At 44.1% G+C, this 26,721-nt stretch carries 13 protein-coding genes; all 13 read left to right on the forward strand.

Going from position 1 to position 26,721, the window contains the following annotated elements; translation table 11 throughout:
* The first annotated feature begins 30 nt into the window (after window positions 1–30).
* Window positions 31–1,323 carry an L-fucose:H+ symporter permease gene (gene fucP / locus KSX81_RS14440; RefSeq protein WP_149939020.1) on the forward strand — a complete coding sequence of 431 codons (1,293 nt, stop codon included), beginning with the start codon at window positions 31–33 and terminating at the stop codon, window positions 1,321–1,323.
* 25 nt (window positions 1,324–1,348) lie between these two features.
* Window positions 1,349–2,365 (forward strand): zinc-binding alcohol dehydrogenase family protein, encoded by a 1,017-nt coding sequence (locus KSX81_RS14445; RefSeq protein ID WP_004322256.1) that lies wholly within the window; start codon window positions 1,349–1,351, stop codon window positions 2,363–2,365.
* 295 nt (window positions 2,366–2,660) lie between these two features.
* On the forward strand, window positions 2,661–4,259 hold the full coding sequence (locus KSX81_RS14450) for a glycoside hydrolase 43 family protein (RefSeq protein ID WP_004322255.1): 1,599 nt from the start codon (window positions 2,661–2,663) through the stop codon (window positions 4,257–4,259).
* Window positions 4,260–4,355: 96 nt separating this feature from the next.
* Window positions 4,356–6,941, forward strand: a complete 2,586-nt coding sequence (gene xyl3A / locus KSX81_RS14455) for a xylan 1,4-beta-xylosidase (protein WP_004322254.1) — start codon at window positions 4,356–4,358, stop codon at window positions 6,939–6,941.
* Between the two features lie 432 nt (window positions 6,942–7,373).
* Window positions 7,374–9,101, forward strand: a complete 1,728-nt coding sequence (locus tag KSX81_RS14460; RefSeq protein ID WP_118418516.1) for a glycoside hydrolase family 43 protein — start codon at window positions 7,374–7,376, stop codon at window positions 9,099–9,101.
* Between the two features lie 25 nt (window positions 9,102–9,126).
* Window positions 9,127–11,571 (forward strand): TIM-barrel domain-containing protein, encoded by a 2,445-nt coding sequence (locus KSX81_RS14465; protein WP_118418517.1) that lies wholly within the window; start codon window positions 9,127–9,129, stop codon window positions 11,569–11,571.
* 20 nt (window positions 11,572–11,591) lie between these two features.
* Window positions 11,592–13,568: a glycoside hydrolase family 97 protein gene (locus KSX81_RS14470; RefSeq protein ID WP_217725437.1), complete on the forward strand. Its 1,977-nt coding sequence runs from the start codon at window positions 11,592–11,594 to the stop codon at window positions 13,566–13,568.
* A 19-nt stretch (window positions 13,569–13,587) separates the two neighbouring features.
* Window positions 13,588–14,919, forward strand: a complete 1,332-nt coding sequence (locus KSX81_RS14475) for a glycoside hydrolase family 43 protein (RefSeq protein WP_217725436.1) — start codon at window positions 13,588–13,590, stop codon at window positions 14,917–14,919.
* Window positions 14,920–15,136: 217 nt separating this feature from the next.
* Complete coding sequence (locus KSX81_RS14480; protein ID WP_151923096.1) at window positions 15,137–16,870, forward strand: glycoside hydrolase family 43 protein; 1,734 nt, start codon at window positions 15,137–15,139, stop codon at window positions 16,868–16,870.
* A 119-nt stretch (window positions 16,871–16,989) separates the two neighbouring features.
* Entirely contained in the window at window positions 16,990–20,133 is a 3,144-nt protein-coding gene (locus tag KSX81_RS14485; RefSeq protein ID WP_004309630.1) for a SusC/RagA family TonB-linked outer membrane protein, read from the forward strand.
* A gap of 14 nt (window positions 20,134–20,147) precedes the next feature.
* Window positions 20,148–22,049: a RagB/SusD family nutrient uptake outer membrane protein gene (locus KSX81_RS14490; RefSeq protein ID WP_217725435.1), complete on the forward strand. Its 1,902-nt coding sequence runs from the start codon at window positions 20,148–20,150 to the stop codon at window positions 22,047–22,049.
* 31 nt (window positions 22,050–22,080) lie between these two features.
* Window positions 22,081–24,891, forward strand: coding sequence for a SusC/RagA family TonB-linked outer membrane protein (locus KSX81_RS14495; RefSeq protein WP_004309632.1), 2,811 nt, complete (start codon window positions 22,081–22,083; stop codon window positions 24,889–24,891).
* Between the two features lie 44 nt (window positions 24,892–24,935).
* Window positions 24,936–26,693, forward strand: a complete 1,758-nt coding sequence (locus KSX81_RS14500) for a RagB/SusD family nutrient uptake outer membrane protein (protein ID WP_217725434.1) — start codon at window positions 24,936–24,938, stop codon at window positions 26,691–26,693.
* Window positions 26,694–26,721: the final 28 nt, after the last annotated feature.

Consider the following 26,721-nt stretch of genomic DNA (forward strand, 5'->3'; position numbering starts at 1 on the left):
ACATCCTTATCGTAAAACTAGATTTATACCATGAAAAAGAATACATATACAATACCTTTAGCGTTGGTTTTCTGCCTTTTCTTTCTGTGGGCGATAAGCAGCAATCTGCTTCCCACAATGATCCGGCAATTGATGAAGACATGTGAACTGAATACCTTTGAAGCCTCCTTTACCGAGACTGCCTACTGGTTGGCTTATTTTATTTTCCCCATCCCCATAGCGATGTTTATGAAACGTTACAGCTATAAGGCGGGAATTATTTTCGGACTGGTATTGGCTGCAATCGGAGGCCTGCTTTTCTTTCCCGCCGCCATTTTAAAAGAATATTGGGCTTACCTCTGTATCTTCTTTATTATCGCTACGGGAATGTGCTTTCTGGAGACAGCTGCCAATCCGTATGTGACGGTTTTAGGAGCCCCCGAAACAGCTCCCCGCCGATTGAATCTGGCGCAGTCTTTCAATGGACTCGGAGCTTTTATCGCTGCCATGTTTTTGAGTAAGCTCATCCTTAGCGGAACTCATTACACGCGAGAGACCCTTCCTGTAGATTATCCGGGAGGCTGGCAGGCCTATATCCAATTGGAAACGGATGCCATGAAACTTCCTTATCTGATATTGGCTATACTGTTGATTGCCATAGCTGTTGTCTTCGTCTTTTCAAAATTGCCGAAGATTGGGGACGAAGGAGAAACGGCTTCTTCCGATAAAATGACTTCTTCGGGTAAAACGAAAGAGGGCAGCCAGAAAGAAAAATTGATAGACTTCGGTGTATTGAAGCACTCACACTTGCGGTGGGGAGTGATTGCGCAATTCTTCTATAACGGTGGACAGACGGCGATAAACAGTCTGTTCCTGGTTTACTGTTGTACTTATGCCGGATTGCCGGAAGATACGGCGACTACTTTCTTCGGATTGTATATGCTCGCATTTCTTTTGGGGCGTTGGATCGGTACCGGATTGATGGTGAAATTCCGTCCACAGGATATGCTACTGGTTTACGCCTTGATGAATATTCTTTTGTGCGGGGCAGTGATGATATGGGGAGGTATGATCGGGTTATACGCAATGTTGGCTATCTCTTTCTTTATGTCTATAATGTACCCCACGCAGTTCTCATTGGCGCTAAAAGGACTGGGGAGTCAGACAAAGAGTGGTTCGGCATTTCTGGTAATGGCTATTGTCGGCAATGCCTGCCTGCCACAGTTGACGGCTTATTTCATGCATGCCAATGAGCATATCTATTATATGGCCTATTGTGTACCGATGATTTGCTTTGTCTTCTGTGCATATTATGGTTGGAAAGGTTATAAAGTAATCGATTAATAAATTTATTTATCAAACATATCCAATGAAAGCAGTTCAAATTGTCAATCCCTCCGAAATGAAGGTGGTTGAACTGGAAAAACCGACCGTTGGTGTCGGTGAAGTATTAGTAAGAATCAAGTATGTGGGTTTCTGTGGCTCCGACCTGAATACCTTTTTAGGACGTAACCCAATGGTGAAGTTACCGGTAATCCCGGGACATGAGGTAGGAGCGGTGATTGAGGAGGTTGGGCCGAATGTTCCGGCCGGCTTCGAAAAAGGGATGAACGTGACATTGAATCCATATACCAATTGTGGTAAATGTGCTTCCTGTCGTAATGGTCGTGTCAATGCCTGTGAGCATAATGAAACGTTAGGGGTACAGCGCAATGGAGTGATGTGCGAATATGCCGTATTGCCTTGGACGAAGATTATTCCGGCTGGTAATATCTCTCCTCGCGATTGTGCGTTGATTGAGCCGATGAGTGTCGGATTCCATGCGGTATCTCGTGCGCAGGTGATCGATAATGAATATGTGATGGTTATTGGTTGCGGTATGATCGGTATCGGTGCCATTGTACGTGCTGCTTTGAGAGGGGCAACGGTCATTGCTGTCGACTTGGATGACGAGAAACTGGAACTGGCGAAAAGGGTAGGTGCTTCTCATGTGATTAACTCCAAGACAGAAAATGTACACGAACGGATGCAACAGATAACGGAGGGCTTCGGTGCCGATGTGGTGATTGAAGCTGTCGGCAGTCCGGTCACTTATGTGATGGCGGTGGATGAAGTCGGTTTTACAGGACGGGTCGTTTGCATTGGCTATGCCAAAAGCGAAGTAGCTTTCCAAACGAAATATTTCGTTCAGAAAGAACTGGATATCCGTGGTTCCAGAAATGCGTTACCTGCCGATTTCCGTGCGGTTATTAATTATATGAAAGAAGGCAACTGTCCGGTGGAAGAACTGATTTCGAAGATTGCCAAACCGGAAGGAGCTTTGGAAGCTATGCAGGAATGGACGGCTAATCCGGGAAAGGTGTTCCGCATACTGGTTGAGTTCTGATAAGTTCTTGTAATAAGAATAGTTGTTGATGCCTGTTGTTTCGGGTATGTAATAAGTGAGAGGAGGCTGAATACAGTCTCCTCTCTTTGGGAGATAGGGTGATGTAACATGAGTAAATATAGATGTAACATTCTTCATTCGATATGTAGCATCACAAAGAAATCATGTAGCATACTTTGGGCAATATATCTGTTTGCATTTTCTATTTTTGTGATGTGGAAGATAACAAGAAACATTTTAAATAATTAGCTTTCAAATAATAGATAATGTAGCCAGTTAATAAAAAACGATGATTATGCTGAAAACAAAAATCAACACTATTCTACTGTGTACTCTTTTTACATTGTTCTTTCCGCTATCAGCCGGAGCACAATACCGTAATCCTATTCTTTATGCTGACGTGCCCGATATGTCGGTGTGTCGCGCAGGTGATTACTTTTACATGGTTTCCACTACTATGCACCTGATGCCGGGAGCGCCTATCATGCGTTCGCCGGACATGAAACATTGGGAAACTATCAGCTACGTATTTCCCCGCATTGACGATGGTCCCCGTTATGATCTGCTCGAAGGCACTGCTTACGGGCAAGGACAATGGGCATCATCTATCCGCTATCATGACGGTAAATTCTATGTATGGTTTACAGCCAATGGTGCGCCCGGACGTGGGTTTGTCTATACTGCGACAGATCCGGCCGGTCCCTGGAAACTTCTTTCGCGCCCCCCGCATTTCCATGACGGTTCGCTTCTGTTTGATGATGACGGGCGGGTGTATCTCTTTCACAGTACAGGACAGCTTACGGAGTTGAAACCCGATTTGACCGATGTACTTCCCGGTGGTATCAATCAGCAAATATTTGAACGGGATGCTGACGAACAAGGGCTGTTGGAAGGTAGTTCCGTCATCAAGCATAATGGGAAATATTATTTGCTGATGATTTCTATGGATTGGAGTATTCCCGGCCGTCTGCGTCGTGAAGTATGCTATCGTGCCGATAAGATTACCGGACCTTACGAAAAGCGTGTCATTCTTGAAACGGAGTTTGACGGGCATGGCGGTGTTGGTCAGGGATGCATCGTAGACGGGAAAAACGGTGAATGGTACGGACTGATTTTTCAGGATCGTGGTGGCGTAGGGCGTGTGCCGTGTCTTATGCCTTGTACATGGACGGAAGATGGTTGGCCTATGCTGGGAGACAAGGATGGGCACATTCCGAATGATACCACTTTATCGTATATGTCAATGGATGGTATCTGCGGTTCGGATGATTTTTCCGCTTCCGGGCTTTCCCTCTATTGGCAGTGGAATCATAACCCCGTCGATCAGGCATGGAGTCTTACCGACCGTCCCGGATTTCTGCGTTTGAAAACCTCTCGTGTGGTAGATAACCTGTTTGTTGCTCCCAATACGTTGACTCAACGTATGGTAGGACCGAAATGTATGGGCACTGTCAGTCTCTCTCTGGGGGGCATGAAAGATGGTGACCGTGCAGGATTATCGGCTTTTAATGGTGACAGCGGTGTGCTTACGATTGAAAAGAACGGAAATAAACTGTCTCTTGTGATGAGTGAACAGAAAAGTGTATTTGAGAAAACGAAGCGTGCCATTAGCCGTGTGGATATGACCGAACAAGCCCGTATACCTCTTAACAAAGAGCTTGTCTACTTGCGTGTGGAAGGTGACTTTACCAATGGACGGGATGAGGCTCGTTTTTCTTATAGTCTTGATGGGAAAGCATGGATACCTGTCGGTCTGCCTGTCAAGATGAAATTTGACTACACCCGTATGTTTATGGGCAGTAAGTTTGCCATATTTAACTATGCTACACGTTCTGTGGGCGGTTATGTAGATGTGGACTCTTTTGATTATTCGTTCTGTGATGCGTCAATGTAACACACAAATATGTATTTGTAACCAATGAAACATTGTTTTATTGGAAAATAGGCTATTTTTGTTTCCAAATTAATCATAACTAATAAGTATAATATTATGAAAAGAGGTTGGATACCGATTATGGGTGTTTGTTTGGTGTTATCGTTTTCGGCATGTAAGCAATTGCTGCCTTACCAGGACACTTCTTTAACGGCGGAACAACGGGCGGAGGATTTGTTGCCCCGGTTGACTTTGGAAGAAAAAGTATCATTAATGCAAAATGCGTCACCTGCTATCCCTCGACTGGGAATTAAAGAATATGAGTGGTGGAATGAGGCGTTGCACGGTGTGGGACGTGCCGGATTGGCTACTGTTTTTCCCCAGTCTATCGGTATGGGAGCTTCTTTTAATGATTCATTATTATATGAAGTGTTCAATGCCACTTCCGATGAGGCTCGCGTAAAATCGCGTATTTTCGGTGAAAGCGGCGTGCTGAAACGCTATCAGGGATTAACATTCTGGACACCGAATGTCAATATATTCCGTGACCCTCGTTGGGGACGCGGTCAGGAAACTTATGGTGAAGACCCTTATCTGACAGGACAAATGGGAATGGCTGTAGTCCGTGGTTTGCAAGGACCGGAAGATGCCAGGTATGATAAGCTGCACGCATGTGCCAAGCACTTTGCCGTTCATTCAGGACCGGAGTGGAACCGGCATAGTTTTGATGCGGAGAATATAGATCCCCGGGATTTATGGGAAACCTATCTGCCTGCTTTTAAAGATTTGGTACAGAAAGCGCATGTAAAGGAAGTGATGTGTGCCTATAATCGTTTTGAGGGAGAGCCTTGTTGTGGCAGTAATCGCCTGTTGATGCAAATATTGCGGGATGAATGGGGATACAAAGGCATTGTAGTCTCTGACTGTGGAGCGATTTCCGATTTCTATAGACCGGGAACGCATGAGACTCACCCGGATAAGGAACACGCTTCGGCCGATGCTGTGCGGGCAGGCACAGACCTTGAATGTGGAAGTGAATATGCTTCACTGGCGGATGCTGTAAAAGCCGGTTTGATTGACGAAAAAGAAATAGATATTTCATTGAAACGTTTGTTGACAGCACGTTTTGAACTGGGAGAAATGGACGAACAACCGGCCTGGGCGGAAATTCCAACCTCTGTGTTGAATAGTAAGGAACATCAGGCACTGGCTTTGCGTATGGCCCGTGAATCATTGGTGCTCTTGCAGAATAAAAACAACATCCTGCCTCTGAATACCCATCTGAAAGTAGCCGTTATGGGACCTAATGCCAATGACTCCGTGATGCAGTGGGGAAATTATAACGGTATTCCGGCACATACGGTTACCTTATTGGAAGCTGTCCGTGCCAAACTACCGGAAGGACAAATCATATACGAACCGGGTTGTGACCGTGTGGACGGAAAGACACTCCAAAGCCTGTTTGATGAATGTAGCATAAATGGTAAACCCGGTTTCTTGGCAGAATATTGGAATAATCGTGATCGTGAAGGGGAAGTGGTTGCTACCGATCAGATTTCCACTCCGTTCCATTTTGCGACAACAGGGGCTACTACGTTTGCGCCCGGTGTGGAAATTACTAATTTCTCGGCTCGTTATGAATCTGTCTTTCGTCCTTCGCAGTCGGGTGATGTTGCTTTCCGTTTCCAACTGGATGGTGAAGTGACTCTTATTATAAATGGTGAGCAAGTGGCTCAGAAAATATATGTTAAGAATCCGACGAACCTCTATACGTTACAGGCGAAAGCTGGAAAAGAGTATCATATCGAGATTTTATTCAAACAACGGAATGAAAGGGCTACACTTGATTTTGATTTGGGCAAAGAGGTCGGGATCGACTTGAACTTCGCAGTGAAGAGAGTAATGGATGCTGATGTGATTCTTTTTGCTGGTGGAATTTCTCCAAGTCTGGAAGGTGAGGAAATGCCGGTAGAAGTTCCCGGATTTAAGGGTGGTGACCGTACGGATATTGAACTTCCGGACGTTCAACGTGATTTGTTGAAAGCTTTGAAGAAGGCTGGTAAAAAGGTTGTCTTTATCAATTATTCCGGTTCAGCTATCGGACTAGTGCCCGAAACGACTACTTGTGAAGCGATTCTGCAGGCATGGTATCCGGGACAGGCGGGTGGTACAGCTATCGTTGATGCTCTTTGGGGAGAGTATAATCCCGGTGGACGCCTGCCGGTCACTTTCTATAAGGATGTGAATCAATTGCCGGACTTTGAAGACTATTCTATGAAGGGGCGTACCTATCGATATATGCAACAGCAACCACTTTTCCCATTCGGTCATGGGTTGAGTTATACTACGTTTACTTATGGAGAAGCTAAATTGAGCAAGAATACAATCGCGAAAGGTGAAAATGTAGTATTGACTATTCCGGTAAGCAATGTCGGGCAACGTGATGGAGAAGAGGTGGTTCAGGTTTATTTGAGACGTCCGGGTGATAAGGAAGGTCCCCGTTATACTTTGCGTGCTTTCAAACGCGTTCATATTCCGGCAGGGAAAACTGAATCAGTAGCTATTCCTCTTACCGGTGAGAACTTTGAATGGTTTGATGCAGAGTCGAATACGATGCGTCCGTTGGAAGGTACTTATGAATTACTGTATGGAGGAACTTCTGATAGAAATAAGTTGAAAACGATTGTAATGAACGTACAGTAATACCGCTTTGGAATTTTGTTTATTTTTACAGATAGACAATCCGGATTTATTTATTGAATGAATAAAGAAAGAACGACCTTGTTCCTTTAAAAGGAACGGGTCGTTTCTTTTAAACCAAGCCTCCGTTTCTTTTAAACCAACGGGGGCTTTCCTTTAAAGGAAAATGAATATTTGCTAATATTTGATATTCAGTCTTTTACATGATGGGGAATAAAAGTGCTGAAATAATAGGTAATGTAGTTATTTATCTTACCATTTTTCTGTTTTGAGGCTTTTTGTTACATCAGAAAAGAATCATGTTACATGTCTGTGATAAATGTAACCTGTATATAGATGCCTGTATCATGATTGTACATATATGATAAAACCGAATCGATACATTTGCAAACACTACTATGGAACAGGAAATTATAGAAAATAAAAAGTGATAATATGAGAACATTAAAATTGATTTTGTCGGGCTGGCAATCCGTGGGTCTTGTCGTATTTTTTATGCTGTTTTTTAATATGGAGGTGAGTGGTAAGGGTAAAATAACAAAAAATGCTCCTGTCTTTACGCAATTTATTTATCAGGGGGAGGATGCTATTTATCAAAACAATCCTTTAAAGCCGGGTGAGTTCTATAATCCTATTTTGCAGGGTTGCTATCCCGATCCGAGTATAACGCGGAAAGGTAATGATTATTATTTAGTGTGCTCATCTTTTGCTATGTTTCCCGGGGTGCCTATTTTCCATTCTAATGATCTGGTCAACTGGAAACAAATCGGTCATGTGCTGGACAGAACGTCACAATTAAAGGTTGAAGATTGTGGTATTAGTGCAGGTGTATATGCTCCTGCTATAAGATATAATCCCAATAATGATACGTTTTATATGATAACCACTCAATTTTCAGGTGGCTTTGGAAATATGGTGGTAAAGACAAAGAATCCGGAGAATGGCTGGAGTGATCCGATCAAACTACAATTTGAAGGCATTGATCCTTCTCTCTTCTTTGATGATAATGGCAAGGCATACGTGGTACATAATGATGCTCCTGCTCAGGGAGAAGAACGTTACTCAGGACACCGTGTCATAAAAATATGGGATTATGATGTGGAGAATGATAAAGTGGTTCCGGGAACGGACCGGATCATAGTAAACGGTGGCGTCAATATAGAAGAAAAGCCGATATGGATTGAAGCTCCTCATATCTATAAAAAAGATGGACGTTATTATTTAATGTGTGCCGAAGGAGGAACCGGAGGTTGGCATAGCGAAGTCATTTTTGTAAGTGATCATCCGAAAGGACCTTATCTTCCGGCAAATAATAATCCTATTTTAACTCAACGTTATTTTCCTGCAAACCGGACGGATAAAGTAGACTGGGCTGGTCATGCAGACTTAGTGGAGGGACCCGACGGAAAATATTATGGTGTATTTTTAGGAATACGCCCCAATGAGAAGAACAGAGTGAATACCGGACGCGAAACTTTTATTCTTCCGGTGGACTGGAGCGGAACATTTCCCGTTTTCGAGAATGGGCTTATCCCTATGAAACCTACATTGAAGATGCCTTCGGGAGTAGAGAACCAGACAGGGGAAAACGGTTATTTGCCTAGTGGCAACTTTGTCTTTAAGGATGATTTCTCTGATAAAACATTAGACTTAAGATGGATTGGTCTTAGAGGTCCTCGTGAAGATTTCGTTGAGATGACCGATAAAGGGTTGCGGATCATCCCTTTTACCTCAAATATCAATGAAGTGAAACCTACTTCTACCTTGTTCTACCGTCAGCAGCATAATCAATTTACAGCGGCAGCGACCATGGCGTACAAACCGAAAAATGAGAAAGATTTTGCCGGTATAACATGTTACCAAAATGAAAGATATCACTATGTTTTCGGTATCACTAAAAAGGGAAAAGACTATTACCTGATGCTGCAAAGAACCGAAAAAGGACAAGCGAGTGTCCTGGCTGAGGTGAAAATAGAAATAGAGAAACCTGTGACACTGCAAGTAGCAGCCAATGGAGATGATTATCGTTTTAATTATTCGATTGATGGCAAAAGTTTTACAAATGTAGGAGAAACCGTTTCCGGTGATATTCTTTCTACCAATGTGGCTGGTGGCTTTACAGGAGCAATGATCGGACTGTATGCAACATCTGTTGGTAATTAATTAGAAACCTTATCATTCCATAATTATGAAAATACATCATCTATTTTGGGGTATATGTTTATGCTTCAGCACAAATATCTTATTCGCACAGAACTATCAGAAAACATCGTCCGGCATCAAAACCACTGTAAATGCAGTGGATATAGAAATACAATTCTTTGCGCCTGCTGTGGCGAGAGTAATAAAGTCTCCGGAAGGGGTTGCCTATGAAAAACAGAGTCTTTCTGTAATTGCCAAACCCGAAAAGGTGAATTTCAAGGCTGATATGCAAGATAATAAGATTGTATTGAACACCAGTGAACTAAGTGTCAGTGTGGACACCGGAACGGGAATTGTTTCTTATTGCTCAAAGGATGGCAAGTCGTTATTGGCAGAGAAATCCGGTATGCAGTTTATCGATTTCGATGATGCCGGGACAAAAACTTATCAGGTTTATCAACCTTTTGTATTAGATAAGGAGGAAGCCATTTATGGTTTGGGACAATTGCAAAATGGAAAGATGATTCAGCGGAACATGACTAAAAATCTGATACAGGGAAATGTTGAAGATGTGTCACCTTTCTTCCAGTCTACTAAAGGATATGGTGTGTTTTGGGATAACTATTCGCCGACTCTTTTTACGGATAACGAAGTTGAAACATCTTTCCGTTCTGAAGTAGGTGACTGTGTGGATTATTACTTCATGTATGGGAAAAATGCCGACGGTGTTATAGCACAGGTACGCAACCTGACCGGGCAAGCGCCGATGTTTCCTTTATGGACTTATGGTTACTGGCAAAGTAAAGAAAGATATAAAAGCCAGGAGGAAGTGGTAGACGTTGTTCGTAAATATCGTGAATTGGGTATTCCTTTGGATGGTATTATTCAGGATTGGCAATATTGGGGGCATAACTATTTGTGGAATGCGATGGATTTTCAGAATCCGACTTTCAATAATCCTCAAAAGATGATGGAGGATGTCCATGCGATGAACGCACACATGGCTATATCTATCTGGTCGTCATTCGGACCGATGACCAAACCTTATAGAGAATTGGACAAAAAAGGTATGTTGTTTAACTTCACTACCTGGCCGCAATCGGGATTGGAGTCATGGCCCCCCAACATGGAATATCCTTCCGGTGTAAGGGTGTATGATGCTTACAATCCCGAAGCACGTGATATTTATTGGAAATATCTGAATGATGGAATTTTCAAGCTGGGAATGGATGCCTGGTGGATGGACTCTACCGAACCCGATCATCTGGATTGGAAGCCGGAGGATATGGATACCAAAACCTATCTGGGCTCGTTCCGTAAGGTGCGCAATGCTTATCCGTTGATGACTGTCGGAGGGGTTTACGACCATCAGCGTGCAGTGACTTCGGACAAACGCGTGTTTATTTTAACCCGTTCCGGATTCTTGGGGCAGCAACGTTATGGTGCAAATGTATGGAGTGGTGATGTCGCTTCCACATGGGAGAGTTTTAGAAATCAGATTCCTGCCGGATTAAACTTTTCTTTGTGTGGTATGCCTCACTGGAATAGTGATATTGGTGGCTTTTTTGCAGGACATTATAATAAAAGCTGGAATGATGATAGTGCTTCAAAAAATCCATTGTATCAGGAGCTTTATGTGCGTTGGTTGCAGTTTGGAACGTTCAATCCGATGATGCGTTCGCACGGGACGGATGTTTATAGGGAAATCTATAAGTTCGGAAAGAAAGGCGAGCCTGTATATGATGCTATCGAGAAGATGATAGGTTTACGTTACTCTCTGTTGCCTTATATTTATTCTACTTCTTGGGAGGTAAGCAATCGTCAATCGAGTTTTATGCGCGCTTTGATGATGGATTTTGTAGATGACAGAAAGGTGTGGGATATCAATGACGAATATATGTTTGGAAAATCGATCCTTGTGGCTCCGATTACTCATGCACAATATACACCGGAAGCTGTGGTAAAAGTCTCCGAAGAAGAAGGATGGAACAGAGATGGAGCGAAAAAAACAAAAACTGACGCTGCTGTGGATTTCATGGAAACGAAACCTACTAACATATACTTACCGGCAGGAACGCTATGGTATGACTTCTGGACGAACGAGAAACACGAAGGCGGAAAGGAAATTACCAAAGAGACTACACTTGATGTTATTCCATTGTATGTAAAAGCGGGTAGTATTATTCCTGTCGGTCCACAAGTTCAGTATGCAACTGAAAAACCGTGGGATCATCTTGAACTGAAGGTGTATGCGGGTGCGAATGGAAACTTCATTTTATATGAAGATGAATTTGATAATTACAACTACGAAAAAGGCGTTTATACGGAAATTCCAATCTCGTGGAATAATACATCTTGTAAATTGACGATAGGAGCAAGAAAAGGTGCGTATGAGGGAATGTTGAAGAACTGTAAGTTTACTGTAACTCTCCAGGACGGGACTCAAAAAAACGTCGATTATAATGGAAAGGCTATTTCTGTAAAGTTTTGATTGTAATAGAATGTGTGATTATGCCAATAGAGAAGAATCTAAAAAGTAGAAATATGGTGAAGTTTTTTATAGTAATGGCTATGTTATTGGGTAGTAGCGTTGCAAGTGCAGAAAATAAACAGATAACAAGTCCTGATGGAAAGCTGGTAGTAACAGTCGCAGATATGGATGGAAGGCCCTCTTATTCTGTTAGTTATGACAATGTTCTCTTTTTGAAACCATCTCCATTGGGGATGATTGCAAATATAGGAGATTTCTCATCGGGGATGTCGCTGGAGAAGAATGTTTCAACAAATAAAATAGATGAAACATACGAGTTGGCTTCTATTAAAAAGAGTAAGGTACATTATGTGGCGAATGAAGCTGTATTTTCGTTTACGCAACAAGGGAAAACAATTTATGATGTTATATTCCGCATAAGTAATAACGATGTTGCTTTTAAATATAGGATGTATCCGCAAGGTGAGACACTAAGTTGCGTGATTAAGAAAGAAGCTACAGGATTTGCGTTTCCTGACGGAACCATCACTTTTCTTTGTCCGCAAAGTAAACCGATGGGGGGATTTGCCCGTACTTCTCCAAGTTATGAGACGTCTTATACGGCAGATGATGTCGCAGGCAAAAATGGCTGGGGAGAAGGATACACATTTCCCTGTCTGTTCCGTAATGGAGATAACGGTTGGGTGCTTGTTTCCGAAACGGGAGTAAATGGTGGATATTGTGCGAGCCGTCTGTTGGGACACAAAGAAGGGGTGTATACCATTGGATTTCCGCAAGAAGGTGAAGCAAATGGGAATGGTACAGTTTCTCCGGGGATAGCATTGCCGGGCGAGACGCCTTGGCGTACTATTACTGTGGGCAAGACTTTGGCTCCAATAGTGGAGACAACCGTTCCTTTTGATGTTGTAAAACCGCTTTATCAGGCAAAAGGAGAGTATACGTATGGCAGGGGTTCATGGAGCTGGATTATCGGTATGGATGGAAGTACTAATTATAAAGAGCAACTCCGGTATATTGATTTCTCGGCAGCAATGGGCTATCAGTCCGTGTTGGTGGATGCTTTGTGGGATAAGCAAATAGGACGTGATAAAATTGAAGAATTGGCTAAATATGGGAAGAACAAAGGGGTAGCTCTTTATTTGTGGTATAATTCGAATGGGTATTGGAATGATGCTCCGCAAACTCCGAGAAGTATCATGGATAATGCGATAGCCAGACGTAAGGAGATGAAATGGATGCAAAGCATTGGCATTCGTGGAATAAAAGTTGACTTTTTCGGAGGTGACAAGCAAATGACTATGCAGTTGTATGAGGATATCTTGTCGGATGCAAACGAGTACGGCCTTCTGGTTATTTTTCATGGATGCACTTTGCCTCGTGGCTGGGAACGTATGTATCCTAACTTCGCATCGAGTGAGGCTGTATTGGCTAGTGAAAATCTTCATTTCTCTCAAGGCAGCTGTGATAATGAGGCCTTTAATGCTACCTTACATCCGTTTATCCGTAACACGGTAGGTAGCATGGATTTTGGAGGTAGTGCATTGAACAAATATTATAATGCGGATAATGCCCCACGGGGAAGCCGGCGGGTGACATCAGATGTCTACGCACTGGCTACGGCGGTGCTATTTCAGAGTCCGGTACAGCATTTCGCTTTGGCACCGAATAACCTGACCGATGCTCCGTCGTGGGCAATTGATTTTATGAAAGAGGTTCCAACGACTTGGGACGAAGTACGTTTCATTGACGGTTATCCTGGTAAATACGTTATTCTTGCCCGTCGTCATGGTGACAAATGGTATATTGCCGGAGTAAATGCGCAGAAGGAAACACTGAAACTTAAAGTTAATTTGCCGATGTTCTCCAATGGAGAAAAGGTAAGACTGTTTAGTGATGATAAGGCATTGCAGGGCGGTGTGAAACAAATAGAAATAGGGAAGAAACAAGAATTACAGTTGGCTATTCCTTGTAATGGTGGAGTATTAATAACCAGATAACCATTTAAAATAAAAGAATATGAGAAACTTAAAATTTTTAGGCGTGTCGTTTTTGTTGGCAATGACTGCTGCCACTTCGGGGGTGGCACAAAATCCTATTATCCAGACAAAATATACCGCTGATCCGGCTCCGATGGTATATAATGATACCGTTTTCCTTTATACAACTCATGATGAGGATGATGCCGAAGGATTCAAAATGTTGGACTGGTTACTTTATACTTCCACCGATATGGTCAATTGGACCGATCATGGAGCTGTCGCTTCTCTGAAGAGTTTTGATTGGGTGAAACGTGATAACGGTGCTTGGGCAGAACAAGTCATCGAACGTAATGGCAAATTTTATATGTATTGTCCGATTCACGGTAATGGTATTGGCGTATTGGTATCCGACTCTCCTTACGGCCCTTTTAAAGACCCTTTGAACAAACCGTTGGTTTGGCAGAAGGAGCATTGGTACGACATTGACCCGACCGTATTTATTGATGATGACGGACAAGCGTATATGTATTGGGGCAATCCGAATGTTTATTATGTGAAACTGAATGAGGATATGATTTCATATTCGGGGGAAATTGTACAAGTGGAAAATAAACCGGAACATTACCAGGAAGGTCCGTGGGTGTATAAACGGAACGGGCATTATTACATGGCTTTCGCTTCAACTTGTTGTCCGGAAGGGATTGGCTATGCTATGAGCGAAAAAGCTACCGGACCATGGAGTACAAAAGGATATATTATGCGTCCAACAGAGCGGAGTAGAGGAAATCATCCTGGAATTATCGATTATAAAGGTAGCTCTTATGTATTTGGCCTAAATTATGATTTGCTTCATTTGGAAACATTGGATCATAAGGAACGTCGTTCCACGTCTGTTGCAAAAATGCATTATAATCCGGATGGAACTATTCAGGAAGTTCCTTATTGGCAGGAGACGAAACTGGAACAGATTGAAAACTTTAATCCTTACCGTAGAGTGGAAGCTGAAACGATGGCTTGGGGATATGGTCTTAAAACTGGAAATCATGAGAATGGTGGTTTGTATATAACCGATATCGATAATAATGAATATCTGTGTGTGCGTGGTGTCGACTTTGGCAAGAAAGGAGCAAAGAAATTCAGTGTAAGCGCAGCTTGTGTTGAAAAAGGCGGAATGATAGAAATTCGTCTGGATAGCACTGAAGGGCCGGTAATAGGTAGTGTCAGTATATCACCGACAGGAGGACTGGATATATATAAACAGATGTCATGTCGGATAAAGAATGCAAAGGGTGTACATGATCTTTATTTCTGCTTTAAAGGAGAGAAAGGAAACAAACTTTTCAATCTGGATTATTGGGAATTTGAATAGCTTTTATTCAAAAAAAAATAAGATTGTAATGTGTTTATAATCAGTGCAATTGTTTGGGTGTGCTACAAGGGAAAAGATAGATGTAACATTGAAAATGAAGATGTTATTTAGGAAAAGAAGCCCGTAACATAATTATGTTTGTAGTTTTATGAACTGGCATATCTTTGCAGAAAAGATCAGTAATTCATATTTGATTATAAAGAAAATAAGAAGTATTATGAAGAATACACAGGTAATACAATTAATGTCAATCGTCTGGCTCTCCATATTTATGCTGGGGATAACAATGATGTCATGTAGCTCAAAGAAGGAACAACAATTACCGGCTATTGGAAAATCTGTGGCCCTCTTTGATTATTTTTCTTATAAGGGAAATGATGATTTTTATATTTCCAATCCTCTGTCAGGTGAAGACTATTTCTATAATCCTATTTTGCCGGGATGGTATTCTGATCCTAGTGTTTGTACAAATGGAGAAGGTGATTATTTCCTGGTAACATCTACATTCACTTATTTCCCCGGTATTCCTATTTTTCACAGCAAAGACTTGGTGAATTGGAAACAGATAGGGCATGTGTTGAACCGTGCTTCGCAATTAGTGAATATGGAAGGACAGAAAGTGAGTGGCGGTATTTTTGCTCCGGCTATTTCTTATAATCCGTATAACAAGACATATTATATGGTAACAACCAATGTCGGAGCCGGAAATTTCTTTGTTAAGACGCAAGACCCGTTTGGTGAATGGTCGGAACCCATCATGTTGCCGGAGGTCGGAGGTATTGATCCTTCTTTCTTTTTTGATGAAGATGGTAAGGCATATATTGTTAATAATGATGAGGCTCCGGATAATAAACCTGAATATAGCGGACACCGTACTATACGCATACAAGAGTTTGATGTGAAAACAGATAAGACGATCGGTCCCCGTAAAATTCTTGTAAACAAAGGAGCTCAACCGGCAGACAAACCAATTTGGATAGAAGGTCCTCATTTATATAAGATAAATGGAAAGTACTTCTTGATGTCCGCCGAAGGTGGAACGGGAAACTGGCATTCGGAAGTGATTTTCCGTGGTGATTCTCCGATGGGTAAGTTTCTTCCATGGAAAAACAATCCGATTCTGACGCAAAGACATTTGAATTCTGACCGTCCTAATTCGGTAACCTGTGCTGGTCATGCAGACCTGATTCAAACAAAAGAGAGAGATTGGTGGGCTGTTTTTCTGGCTTGTCGCCCTATTAATAATCAGTTTGAGAATTTGGGACGTGAAACATTTATGATGCCGGTGAAATGGAGTGAAGACGGATTCCCGTACATGACACAAGGAGATGATTTAGTACCTATGATTGTAAAACGTGAAGGTGCGAAACGCGATACGACAGTTACTTATGGTAATTTCGAGTTAATAGCGAACTTTGATTCTCCTGTACTTGATATGCCATGGATGACTTTAAGAGCTTCTGCTTCCGATTTATATTCATTGACGGAAACGCCCGGATACCTGACCTTGAAGTGTGCAGATATTAGCGCTACGGAAAAGAAAACTCCGGCATTTGTCTGTCGTCGGTTACAACATCATAAATTTGAATGTGCTACCCGTATGTTGTTCAATCCTTCTAACGATAAGGAAACAGCCGGAATGTTATTGTTTAAAGATGAGGCGCATCAATATTTCTTCTGCTTGAATAAAGTGGGTGAGAATAAAAATATTTCTCTGAAACAAATCGGTGAAAAGGAACAGACATTGGCTTCAGATGAAATAGACGCAGATACAAATGAGGTATATTTGAAATTAGTATCTCAAGGAATTGGTTACGACTTCTATTATTCTATTGATGGTGAAAAAAACTGGAAACTGCTTTGTAAAGATGTAGATTCCAGTTATCTCTCTACTACAACGGCTGGTGGATTTACCGGTACTACAATTGGATTATACGCTACTTGCAAATAATTATTTTTTTTATATAAATCTAATACTAGCAACTATGGGTGATATTTATAATGATAGCTAATGCAATTAAAAAAGAATGATGATTAGAAAACAATGTAGTTAATTAACATCTTAAACTAATGGTAATGAAAAATGTAACGAAGAAAATTCAAAAAATTCCTTACCTGTTTCTCCTTATGTTGTTTAGTTTTGTAACAGCATCAGCACAGAAAGGGATAACGGTGAGGGGAACGGTTCTTGACAGTAATGGTGAGACAATCATTGGAGCCTCAGTAACTTTAAAAGGTAATAGTTCAATAGGTACAATCACAGATATAGATGGCAATTTTGTATTGACTGTGCCCGGTGAGAAGTCTGTCCTTATTGTTTCGTATGTAGGAATGAAACCGCAGGAAGTAAAAGTGGTTTCTAAAGGTCTTATTAAAGTAACATTGGAAGATGACACCAAGCAACTGGAAGAAGTGGTTGTGGTGGGTTACGGACAACAAAAGAAAGCGTCTGTGGTAGGTGCTATTGCACAAACCACTGGTGAGACATTACAGCGTGCAGGTGGTGTGTCGAATGTGGGTGCGGCATTGACGGGTAATTTGCCGGGTGTGGTGACTTCTGCCTCTACTGGTATGCCGGGTGACGAAGACCCGAAAATTGTAATTCGTAGCGTTAGCTCGTGGAATAATAGCGAACCGCTTATCCTTGTGGACGGTATCGAACGTCCGATGAGCAGTGTGGACATGAGTTCTGTACAGTCTATATCTGTATTGAAGGATGCGTCGGCAACTGCTGTTTATGGTGTGAAGGGTGCCAATGGTGTCATTCTTGTAACCACTAAGCGCGGTAACGAAGGTCGGGCCAAGATTGACGTAAGTATGAACATGACGGCTAAAGTGGTTTCTGCTCTGCCGGGAAGAATGGAGTCGGCGGATGCGTTGTATGTGCGTAATCAGGCTGCCGAATATGAGTTAGGCTTGAATCCTGCTTCTTGGAATAAAATATTGCCGATGGAGACGATTGACAAATATCGCCATCCTGCTAATTTGGAAGAGGCCGAACGTTATCCGAACGTTGACTGGCAGAAAGAGCTTTTCAAAGATTATGCCATGTCATACAATCCGAGCATCAACCTGTCGGGTGGTACACGCCACGTCAAATATTTCGCTGCGGTAGACTTTCTGCATGAAGGTGACTTGTTCCGCGAATGGGACAATAACCGTGGTTATCAGGCAGGTTACGGATTCAACCGTATTAATGCACGTAGTAATTTGGACTTCAAGATTACCAAAACTACCGTATTGAAAGCCAATATTTTCGGTTCTTACGGTGTGAAGAAATCACCGTGGGGAGTTGCCGACGATTCATTTGGTGCCTCGCAGTTGTGGCAGGCTGCCTACAGTTCTCCGTCAGACGCTTTCTTGCCCCGTTATTCCGACGGTACGTGGGGATACTACAAGCCCAATTCGCAAGGTGCGCCGAACTCTGTGTTGAATCTCGCCAATGCAGGCTATGAAATGCTTACTACTACCCGCGTCAATACTGACTTTGTATTGGAACAGGATTTGAGTTTCCTCGTAAAAGGATTACGTGCAAGTGCCATGATTTCGTGGGACAACGTGTTTGTGGAAGCCGGTCGTGGTGTCAATGACTTGAATCACGGGACGCAGACCAAATGGATAGATCCGGAAACAGGCGAGGTGCATTATAGCAACGCGCAAACCGACTCTAAAACCGGACTCGATTTTCAGGAAGGTATCTTGTGGTCTACAGCAGGTGGTGCTGTGCGGGACTGGTCTACTCAACGCAATCTTTTTTATCAAGGACAATTGTCATGGAGCGGCAAGTTCGGTGACCACGATGTCAGCGCCATGGGAGTGTTCAACCGTACCGAACGAAGCACTGGTAGCGAATTCCCTCACTATCGTGAAGACTGGGCGTTCCGCGCCACTTATAGTTATGGCAACCGTTATTTCTTGGAATACAACGGTGCATACAACGGTTCCGAGAAGTTTAGTCCCGACTATCGTTTCGAGTTGTTTAACTCAGGTGCGTTGGGCTGGATGATAAGCGAAGAAAGATTCTTCAAGCCTCTCCGTAAGTGGGTAGATATGTTGAAAGTACGTTATTCTATCGGTGAGGTAGGTGACGATAATCTTGGTATTCGTTTTCTATATGCTACACAGTGGGCTTACGGAGGTAAGTCTTTCCACGGTTTGAACAATCGAACCGAGTCTCCTTACACTTGGTACAAGGAAGCTACGGTAGGTAATCCCGATGTACATTGGGAAACAGCTTTGAAGCAGAATATCGGTGTTGATTACGCTTTCTTCGATGGTTTGCTTGCCGGTAGTTTGGAATTTTTCTATGACAAGCGTTCGGACATTCTTGTAGCCGGCGACAAACGTGCCACTCCCGGTTATTTAGGAATTTCCGCCCCGGCTGCCAACTTAGGACGCGTGCGTACGAAAGGATACGAATTGGAACTTCGTGTAAATAAAACATTGAACAACGGTCTTCGTCTGTGGGGTAACTTCAATATGACTCATGCTGAAAACAAGATTCTCAAATACGATGACCCTGTGTTGCGTCCCGCATACCAGAAGTCGGAAGGATTTGCCATCGGACAAGACCACGCTCATCTTACGGCAGGATTTGCCAACACGTGGGACGAAGTATTCGCCATGCCTACACACAATACGATGAACGATCAGAAATTGCCCGGACAGTATATCACTATGGACTATAATGGTGATGGCGTGATAGATGCCAACGACAGCGCTCCTTACGGCTATACGGGTACTCCCGAAAATACGTACAACGCTACTATCGGATTCGATTACAAGGGATTCAGCTGCTTTGTACAGTTCTATGGAGTGACCAACGTCAACCGTTATGTGGGTTTTACTTCCTTGCACAATAACGTGAATACTGTATTCGACGAAGGAGTATTCTGGTCGAAAGATCGTTTTGATGCAGATGCTCCCATGCCTCGTATCAATTCTACTCCGAGTTATTATGAAGGTACTCGCTTCCATTACGACGGTTCGTTTATTCGTCTGAAGAATGCTGAAGTGGCTTACACTTTTACACAACCTTGGGTAAAGAAAATTGGATTGAACAGATTTAAAATATTCCTGAACGGAAACAACCTTTGGGTATGGTCGCGTATGCCGGATGACCGCGAATCGAACTTTGCAGGTACGGGATTGGCTTCGCAAGGTGCTTATCCTACTGTACGTCGTTTCAATCTGGGTATTAAATTTGACCTTTAAAACATCATCGAATTATGAAAAAATACATTATAAAATATGCTGTAATGGCTTGTTTGAGTCTCGGATTGACGGGTACGACTGCTTCGTGTACCGACTATCTGGACAAGGCACCCGAATCGGATGTCACTCCGGAAAATGCCTTTAAGGACTTCCACAATTTTCAGGGATTTGTAGAAGAGCTTTATGCTTGTATTCCCGACATGGCCAAACAATACTGGTCAAACTCTTGGAACTGGGGTGAAGACGAAGTGATTGGTGTAGACTGCAATTATCACATGGGCTATAAAGTGGACCAAGGCGACTTTTGGGGGTGGCAGGCTGAACACGACGGCTGGGGGGCCGGATTTATGGATTGCAGAACTCTGAATCTGGACTTTACTACTCCGAACGACGGATTCAGATGGAACCGCGACTTGTGGCCCGCTTCTTGGTACGGAATCCGTAAATGTAATACGGGATTAGCAAATCTGGACCTGCTTACCGATGCAACGCAGGAACAGAAGAACGCCATTGCCGGACAGCTTTATTTCTTCCGCGGGTGGTTTCATTTCATGCTGATACAATATTTCGGCGGATTGCCTTATATAGATAAGGTGTTGCCTCCCAACGAAACATTCAACGAGCCGCGACTCAGCTATCACGAATGTGCCGACAAGGCTGCCGATGATTTCCGGATGGCTGCCGATCTGCTGCCTATTGATTGGGACAAGACATCTATCAGCCCGAGCACGAAAGGATACAACCAACTGCGCATCAACAAAATCATGGCACTGGGCTATTTAGGTAAAAACTACTTGTGGGCAGGAAGTCCGTTGATGAACAAGGTGTCCACAGGAAGTGAATCCTACAATCAGGAATATTGCCGGAAGGCTGCCGAAGCGTTCGGGGAGTTGCTTACGCTGGTAGAGAACCGACAGACGCAATATAGCTTGGTGGACTTTGAGGACTATTCCGACCTCTTCTACACATACGGAAAGAATGCCCAAATGCCGGGTTCTACAGAAGCATTGTTCAGAGGATTGGTGGCAGATGGCTGGCAAAACTCAACTTTTGGTTTAGCTCTTCAGTTTGTGCCTGCCAGCTATAAGAAAGATAACAATCCGCAACTCTCGCCCACAGCCAACTATGTACACTATTACGGTATGGCAAATGGATTGCCGCTCGACGACCAGGAATCCAAGTGGGACAAGACTCATCCTTGGAAAGGACGCGACCCACGTTTCTATCATGATATTCGCTTCGACGGTTCGCCTATGGTATCTGATGCAAAAAAAGATTCGGAGGAGGTCGGTGACTTAGCCGTTGCATCCCTCTACACAGGCGGAAACGCCCGTGACGACCAGTTCGGAAGCCGTACCGGATTCCTGCTTGGCAAGTTTATTCCGGTGACAGCCAATAAATGGGATGATGGCTGGGGATGGAGTCCGCAGATGCATATCTATTGCAGCTATATGCGTCTGGCAGACATTTATCTGATGTATGCTGAAGCTGCGGCAAATGCTACCGGCTCGTCTACAGGAAAGTCAACCAACTGTACACTTACGGCACTGGCCGCAGTCAACACCATCCGCAAACGTGCGAGAGTAGAAGGTGTCAATGCCAAATATACCGGTTCAATCGATCTGTTCAACAGTGAGATTCGCCGCGAACGTGCGGTAGAACTTGCATACGAAGGACACCGTTTCACTGACTTGCGTCGCTGGTTGCTTATCGACAAGAAACCTTATACCGAAAAGACTGCTGTCGATTTCCAACGGGTAGGCGACCTTGCCGAGAACCCTCAGGAAACAGCTGTAAGCGGCTATACATATCGGGTAATCGTGACGCGTAATTTCACGGAGAAGCATTACTGGTTGCCTCTGAAATTGTCTGACGTGACCTTGTATCCGGAGTTCTATCAGAATCCGGGATGGTAAACAAGTGACTTATTAAACGAAATAGAATATCATGAAACAAATTCATAAAAATATAATTCTTAGCGCCGGACTATTGTTTGCTTCTGCCGGGCTGATGGCTCAGACGGATGTGGAGAAGACTGATACATTGGCTCAGAAAGTGAATGTGGCTTTCCGCACAGTGGACCGGGCGGATTTGATGGGTGGTGTCTCGTCCGTCAATGTAGAGGAACTGACTAATAAAAGTTATTCGCTGTACAGTCTCGACAATATGCAATCTTTAGTGGGAGGTTACAACGGACAATTATGGAACATGGGCGAAGCGTTGGTATTGGTAGACGGAGTCCCTCGTGAGGCAAACAACATTCGTCCTACCGAAATAGCCCAAATCACATTCCTCAAAGCAGCGCAAGCCGTGGTGCTTTACGGCAGCCGTGGTGCGAAGGGAGTCATTCTTATCACCACGAAGCGCGGATGCGATAAAGACTTGCGGGTGAGTGCGCGTGCCAATGCCGGTATCAATGTGCCTAAAAGCTATCCTAAATATCTGGCTTCTGCCGAATACATGACGTTGTATAACGAGGCGTTGCGTAACGACGGGTTGGATCCCGCTTTCTCGGATGAGCAGATTTACAACTATGCAAGCGGAAGTAACCCTTACCGTTATCCGAACATCAACTTCTTTTCCGATGACTATATTCGGAAGACAAGTCAGGACTATAACGGAGTGGCCGAGTTTTCGGGCGGCGGACGCTACGCCAACTTCTATACGAACATCGGTTACGAGAGTTCCAACGACTTGCTCAACTTCGGTGAAAGTAAGAACAACCGCAATTCGCGCCTGAATATCCGCGGTAATGTGGATTTGCGTATGAACGATTGGATCAGCGGTTGGGTAAATGCAAATGCTATCTTCTACGATTCCCGTCACGATAAGGCAGACTACTGGGCTAACTCGGCTACGTTACGTCCGACTGCTCCCGGTTCGGCGCCTCTTGTACCTTTCATTCCCATTGAGTTTGTCGATAAAAACGATGCTGCTTCGTGGACGTTGATCAATAATAGCAATTACCTTATTGACGGCAAATATCTATTGGGAGGTACGCAGTTGAACATGACTAATCCTTTTGCTGCCATGTATGCGTCCGGTTATCAGAAAGCTACTTCACGTCGTTTCCAGTTTGATGCGGGAATCAACCTCGATTTGTATAAAGTACTGAAAGGATTGTCATTCCGTACACAGTTCTCCGTAGACTACGGAACTTCTTACATCACTTCTATCGACGACGACTATGCAGTGTATGAAGCCTCTTGGAACAATGCTTTCGGAGGCGACCGTATTACTTCATTGACTAAGTACAATATGGACAAGCATACCGGTACGCAAAACGTATCGGGCAGTACGGCGTATCAGACCATTTATTTCTCTGCACAGTTCGGCTATCAGAACACTTTTGCCGACAATCATCATGTGAATGCATTGTTGTTGGCTCAAGGCAGCCAGCAGACCTATTCGGGTACCTACCATCGCACTAGCAATTCCAACTTGGGTTTGCAACTCGATTATAACTATGCCGGTAAGTATTACGCCGATTTCAGCATGGCAGCGGTTCATTCCGCCAAATTGCCCGAAGGCAACCGGATAGGGCTTTCGCCTTCGTTTACGTTGGGATGGCGTCTTTCCGAAGAGGGTTTCCTCAAAGATGCCGATTGGCTCGATAACCTGAAACTGATGGCAGGCTATAGTGTGCTCAATCAGGATTTGGATATCAGTGATTACTACATGTATGCTACCAAGTTTACACAGGCAGGTACGTGGTGGGGATGGAGCGAGGTAAACAACTCGATGCAGACCACCGACTTCCTGCAAGGTGGAAACCCCGACCTCGGCTACATCAAGCGTAAGGAATTTACGGTAGGATTGGACGCTTCTCTTTGGAAGGGATTGGTGAGACTCAATGCCAATTACTTCGTAACCAATACCGAAGGATTGCTGGCGCAGCCCCAAAATTATCCGTCTTATTTCCAGACTTATTATCCGAAGTCCGATATGCGTCCTTATATTAACATGAACAACCAACGTCGTACGGGTGTGGACTTGAGTGTAAATGTGGGCAAAAAGCACGGTGACTTTGAATGGAATGTGGGGCTTGTGGGTATGTACTACACCTCCAAGAACACCAAATGGGACGAGAATGTGAAATATGACTGGCTGAAAGCCGAAGGTGAGGCGATTGATGCTTTGCGCGGATATCAATGCATCGGATTCTTCAAAGACGCTGCCGATGTGGAAAGCTCGGCAAAGGTGAATGCTAATACCAAACCCGGTGATTTGAAGTATGTAGACCAAAACAACGATGGTGTCATCAATGAGCAAGACCAGGTGGTATTGGGCAAGTGGGGTGCTTCCTGGGTGATGGGTCTCAACCTGACTGCCAAGTACAAAGGCTTCACATTGTTTGTGGCAGGCACCGGATCGTTTGGTGGCAAAGGACTGAAGAATAATAGTTATATGCACGTGTATGGCGATCGCAAATATTCTGAAGTGGTTCGCGGACGCTGGACGGAAGAGACGGCAGATATCGCCACATACCCGCGTCTCACAACACAAGGTGGCGACCTGAACTTTGTGGCTTCCGACTTCTGGTTGTACGACACTTCACGTTTCGATTTGAACCGTGTTCAATTGTCTTACGACTTCCCGGCTGCTATGCTGAAAGGCAAACTTGTGAAAGGTTTACAAATCTATGCCAACGGAACAAGCCTGTTGACCTTGGCGAAGGAGCGTAAATATATGGAGATGAATGTAGGGACTTCTCCCCAATGCCGTTCGTACGCACTGGGTGTAAAGGTAGACTTTTGATGGGTCTCTCGTTGTAGAATATAAAAATATAGAATAAATAAGTCATGAAGAAAATTATAACAATATGTGCCTTTGCCGCTTGTCTGACCGGATGCGATGACTTGTTCGAACCGGCTATCGAGAACAACCTCGGACTGGAATATATGTACGAGAATTCGCAATATGCCGAAGGAATACTGGCAAATGCCTATACACGCATACCCTGCGCAGGCTATTCTTTCAACGACGTGGCTACCGATGACGCTGTGAGCAATGATGCGGAAAACAGCTGGCGTAAAATAGCCTCCGGCATGTGGACGGCAAACAACAATCCTGCCGACCGTTGGACTTCCTGCCGTTCCGCCATACAGTATATCAATCTTTTCCTTGCCAATGCCGACAAGGTGAAATGGGCGAAAGACGAAGTGGTGGCGCAGATGTTCTGCGACCGTGAGAAAGCGGAAGCCTATGGCTTGCGTGCCATGTATATGTATTACCTCCTCGAAGCCCATGCGGGCTATACCGAAGACGGTGTGTTGATGGGGGTGCCCATCCTGACCGAACCGGAAGCAGCCGGATCCAATTTCAATGTGCCCCGCAGCACATTTGTAGATTGCATGAAGGCGTTGAAAGAAGACGCCCGGTGGGCACTCGAAGGATTGCCTTGGGAATATGGTGACGCAGCGGAAATGCAACGCTTGTCTGCTAAATATGCAGGAGCAGACCAAGGCAAAGTCACCCGTGTGTTTGGCGCAAACTTTATCGGCCGTATGTCTGGAAAGGTGGTGGAAGCGTTTGTGGCAAAAGCGGATTTGCTTGCTGCCAGTCCGGCATATAGTGACCAGTCAGGCGTTGATTGGAAAACGGCTGCTGCTAGTGCTGCAAAGGTACTGAATCATATCGGAGGGGTAGACGGTATGGATCCTACCGGATGGACATGGTATTGCAATGTAGATGATATTGAAAAACTTAGCCCAACCGAATCACCTGCTGAAATTCTGTGGCGTGGTGAACGTGCCAAATCCCTCTCGCTCGAAGAAGATAACTTCCCGCCCACACTCTACGGTAACGGACGTATCAACCCAACTCAAAATCTGGTGGATGCATTCCCGATGCTGAACGGTTATCCGGTGTCTCATCTGTCCGGCGAATATGATGAAAATCTTCCGTATGCCAACCGTGACCCGCGCTTGGAAGCATACATTCTCTATAATGGTTGTAAGGCAGGCAATACGAATAAGGAAATCTTTACGGCAGCCGACGGAACTACCAATGATGCACTGAACAAGGTGGTAGGACGTTCTACCCGTACCGGATACTATCTGCGCAAACTGTTGCGTCAGGACATCAGCCTCGACCCGAATGCGAAAGCCGACCAGTATCATTACACACCGCGCATCCGCTATACCGAGATATTCTTGGCGTATGCCGAGGCGGCAAATCAGGCGTACGGTCCGCAAGATAAAGGAGGCAACGGCTATTCTGCTTATGATGTGGTGAAAAAGTTGCGCCACCGTGCCGGCATCGGTCGCGACAATGGTGATGCTTACTTGGAATCCATCAAGAACGATCAGGCAAAGATGGCGGAACTCATCCGCAACGAACGTCGCATCGAACTTTGTTTCGAAGGTTTCCGTTTCTGGGATTTGCGCCGCTGGAAGAGCAATCTGACCGAAACCGCTAAAGGGATGAATATCAGTGGAACCCGTTATACTCCAATGGAGGTAGACAAACGCTCGTTCAGTGAGTATATGTATTACGGTCCTATTCCTTATTCGGAAGTTCTTAAGTATGACGAACTGAAACAGAATCAGGGTTGGTAAACCGATAGTGTAAATTTAATAAAATGCT

This window comes from Bacteroides sp. MSK.18.37 (assembly GCF_019129155.2).
GTDB classification, from domain to species: domain Bacteria; phylum Bacteroidota; class Bacteroidia; order Bacteroidales; family Bacteroidaceae; genus Bacteroides; species Bacteroides ovatus.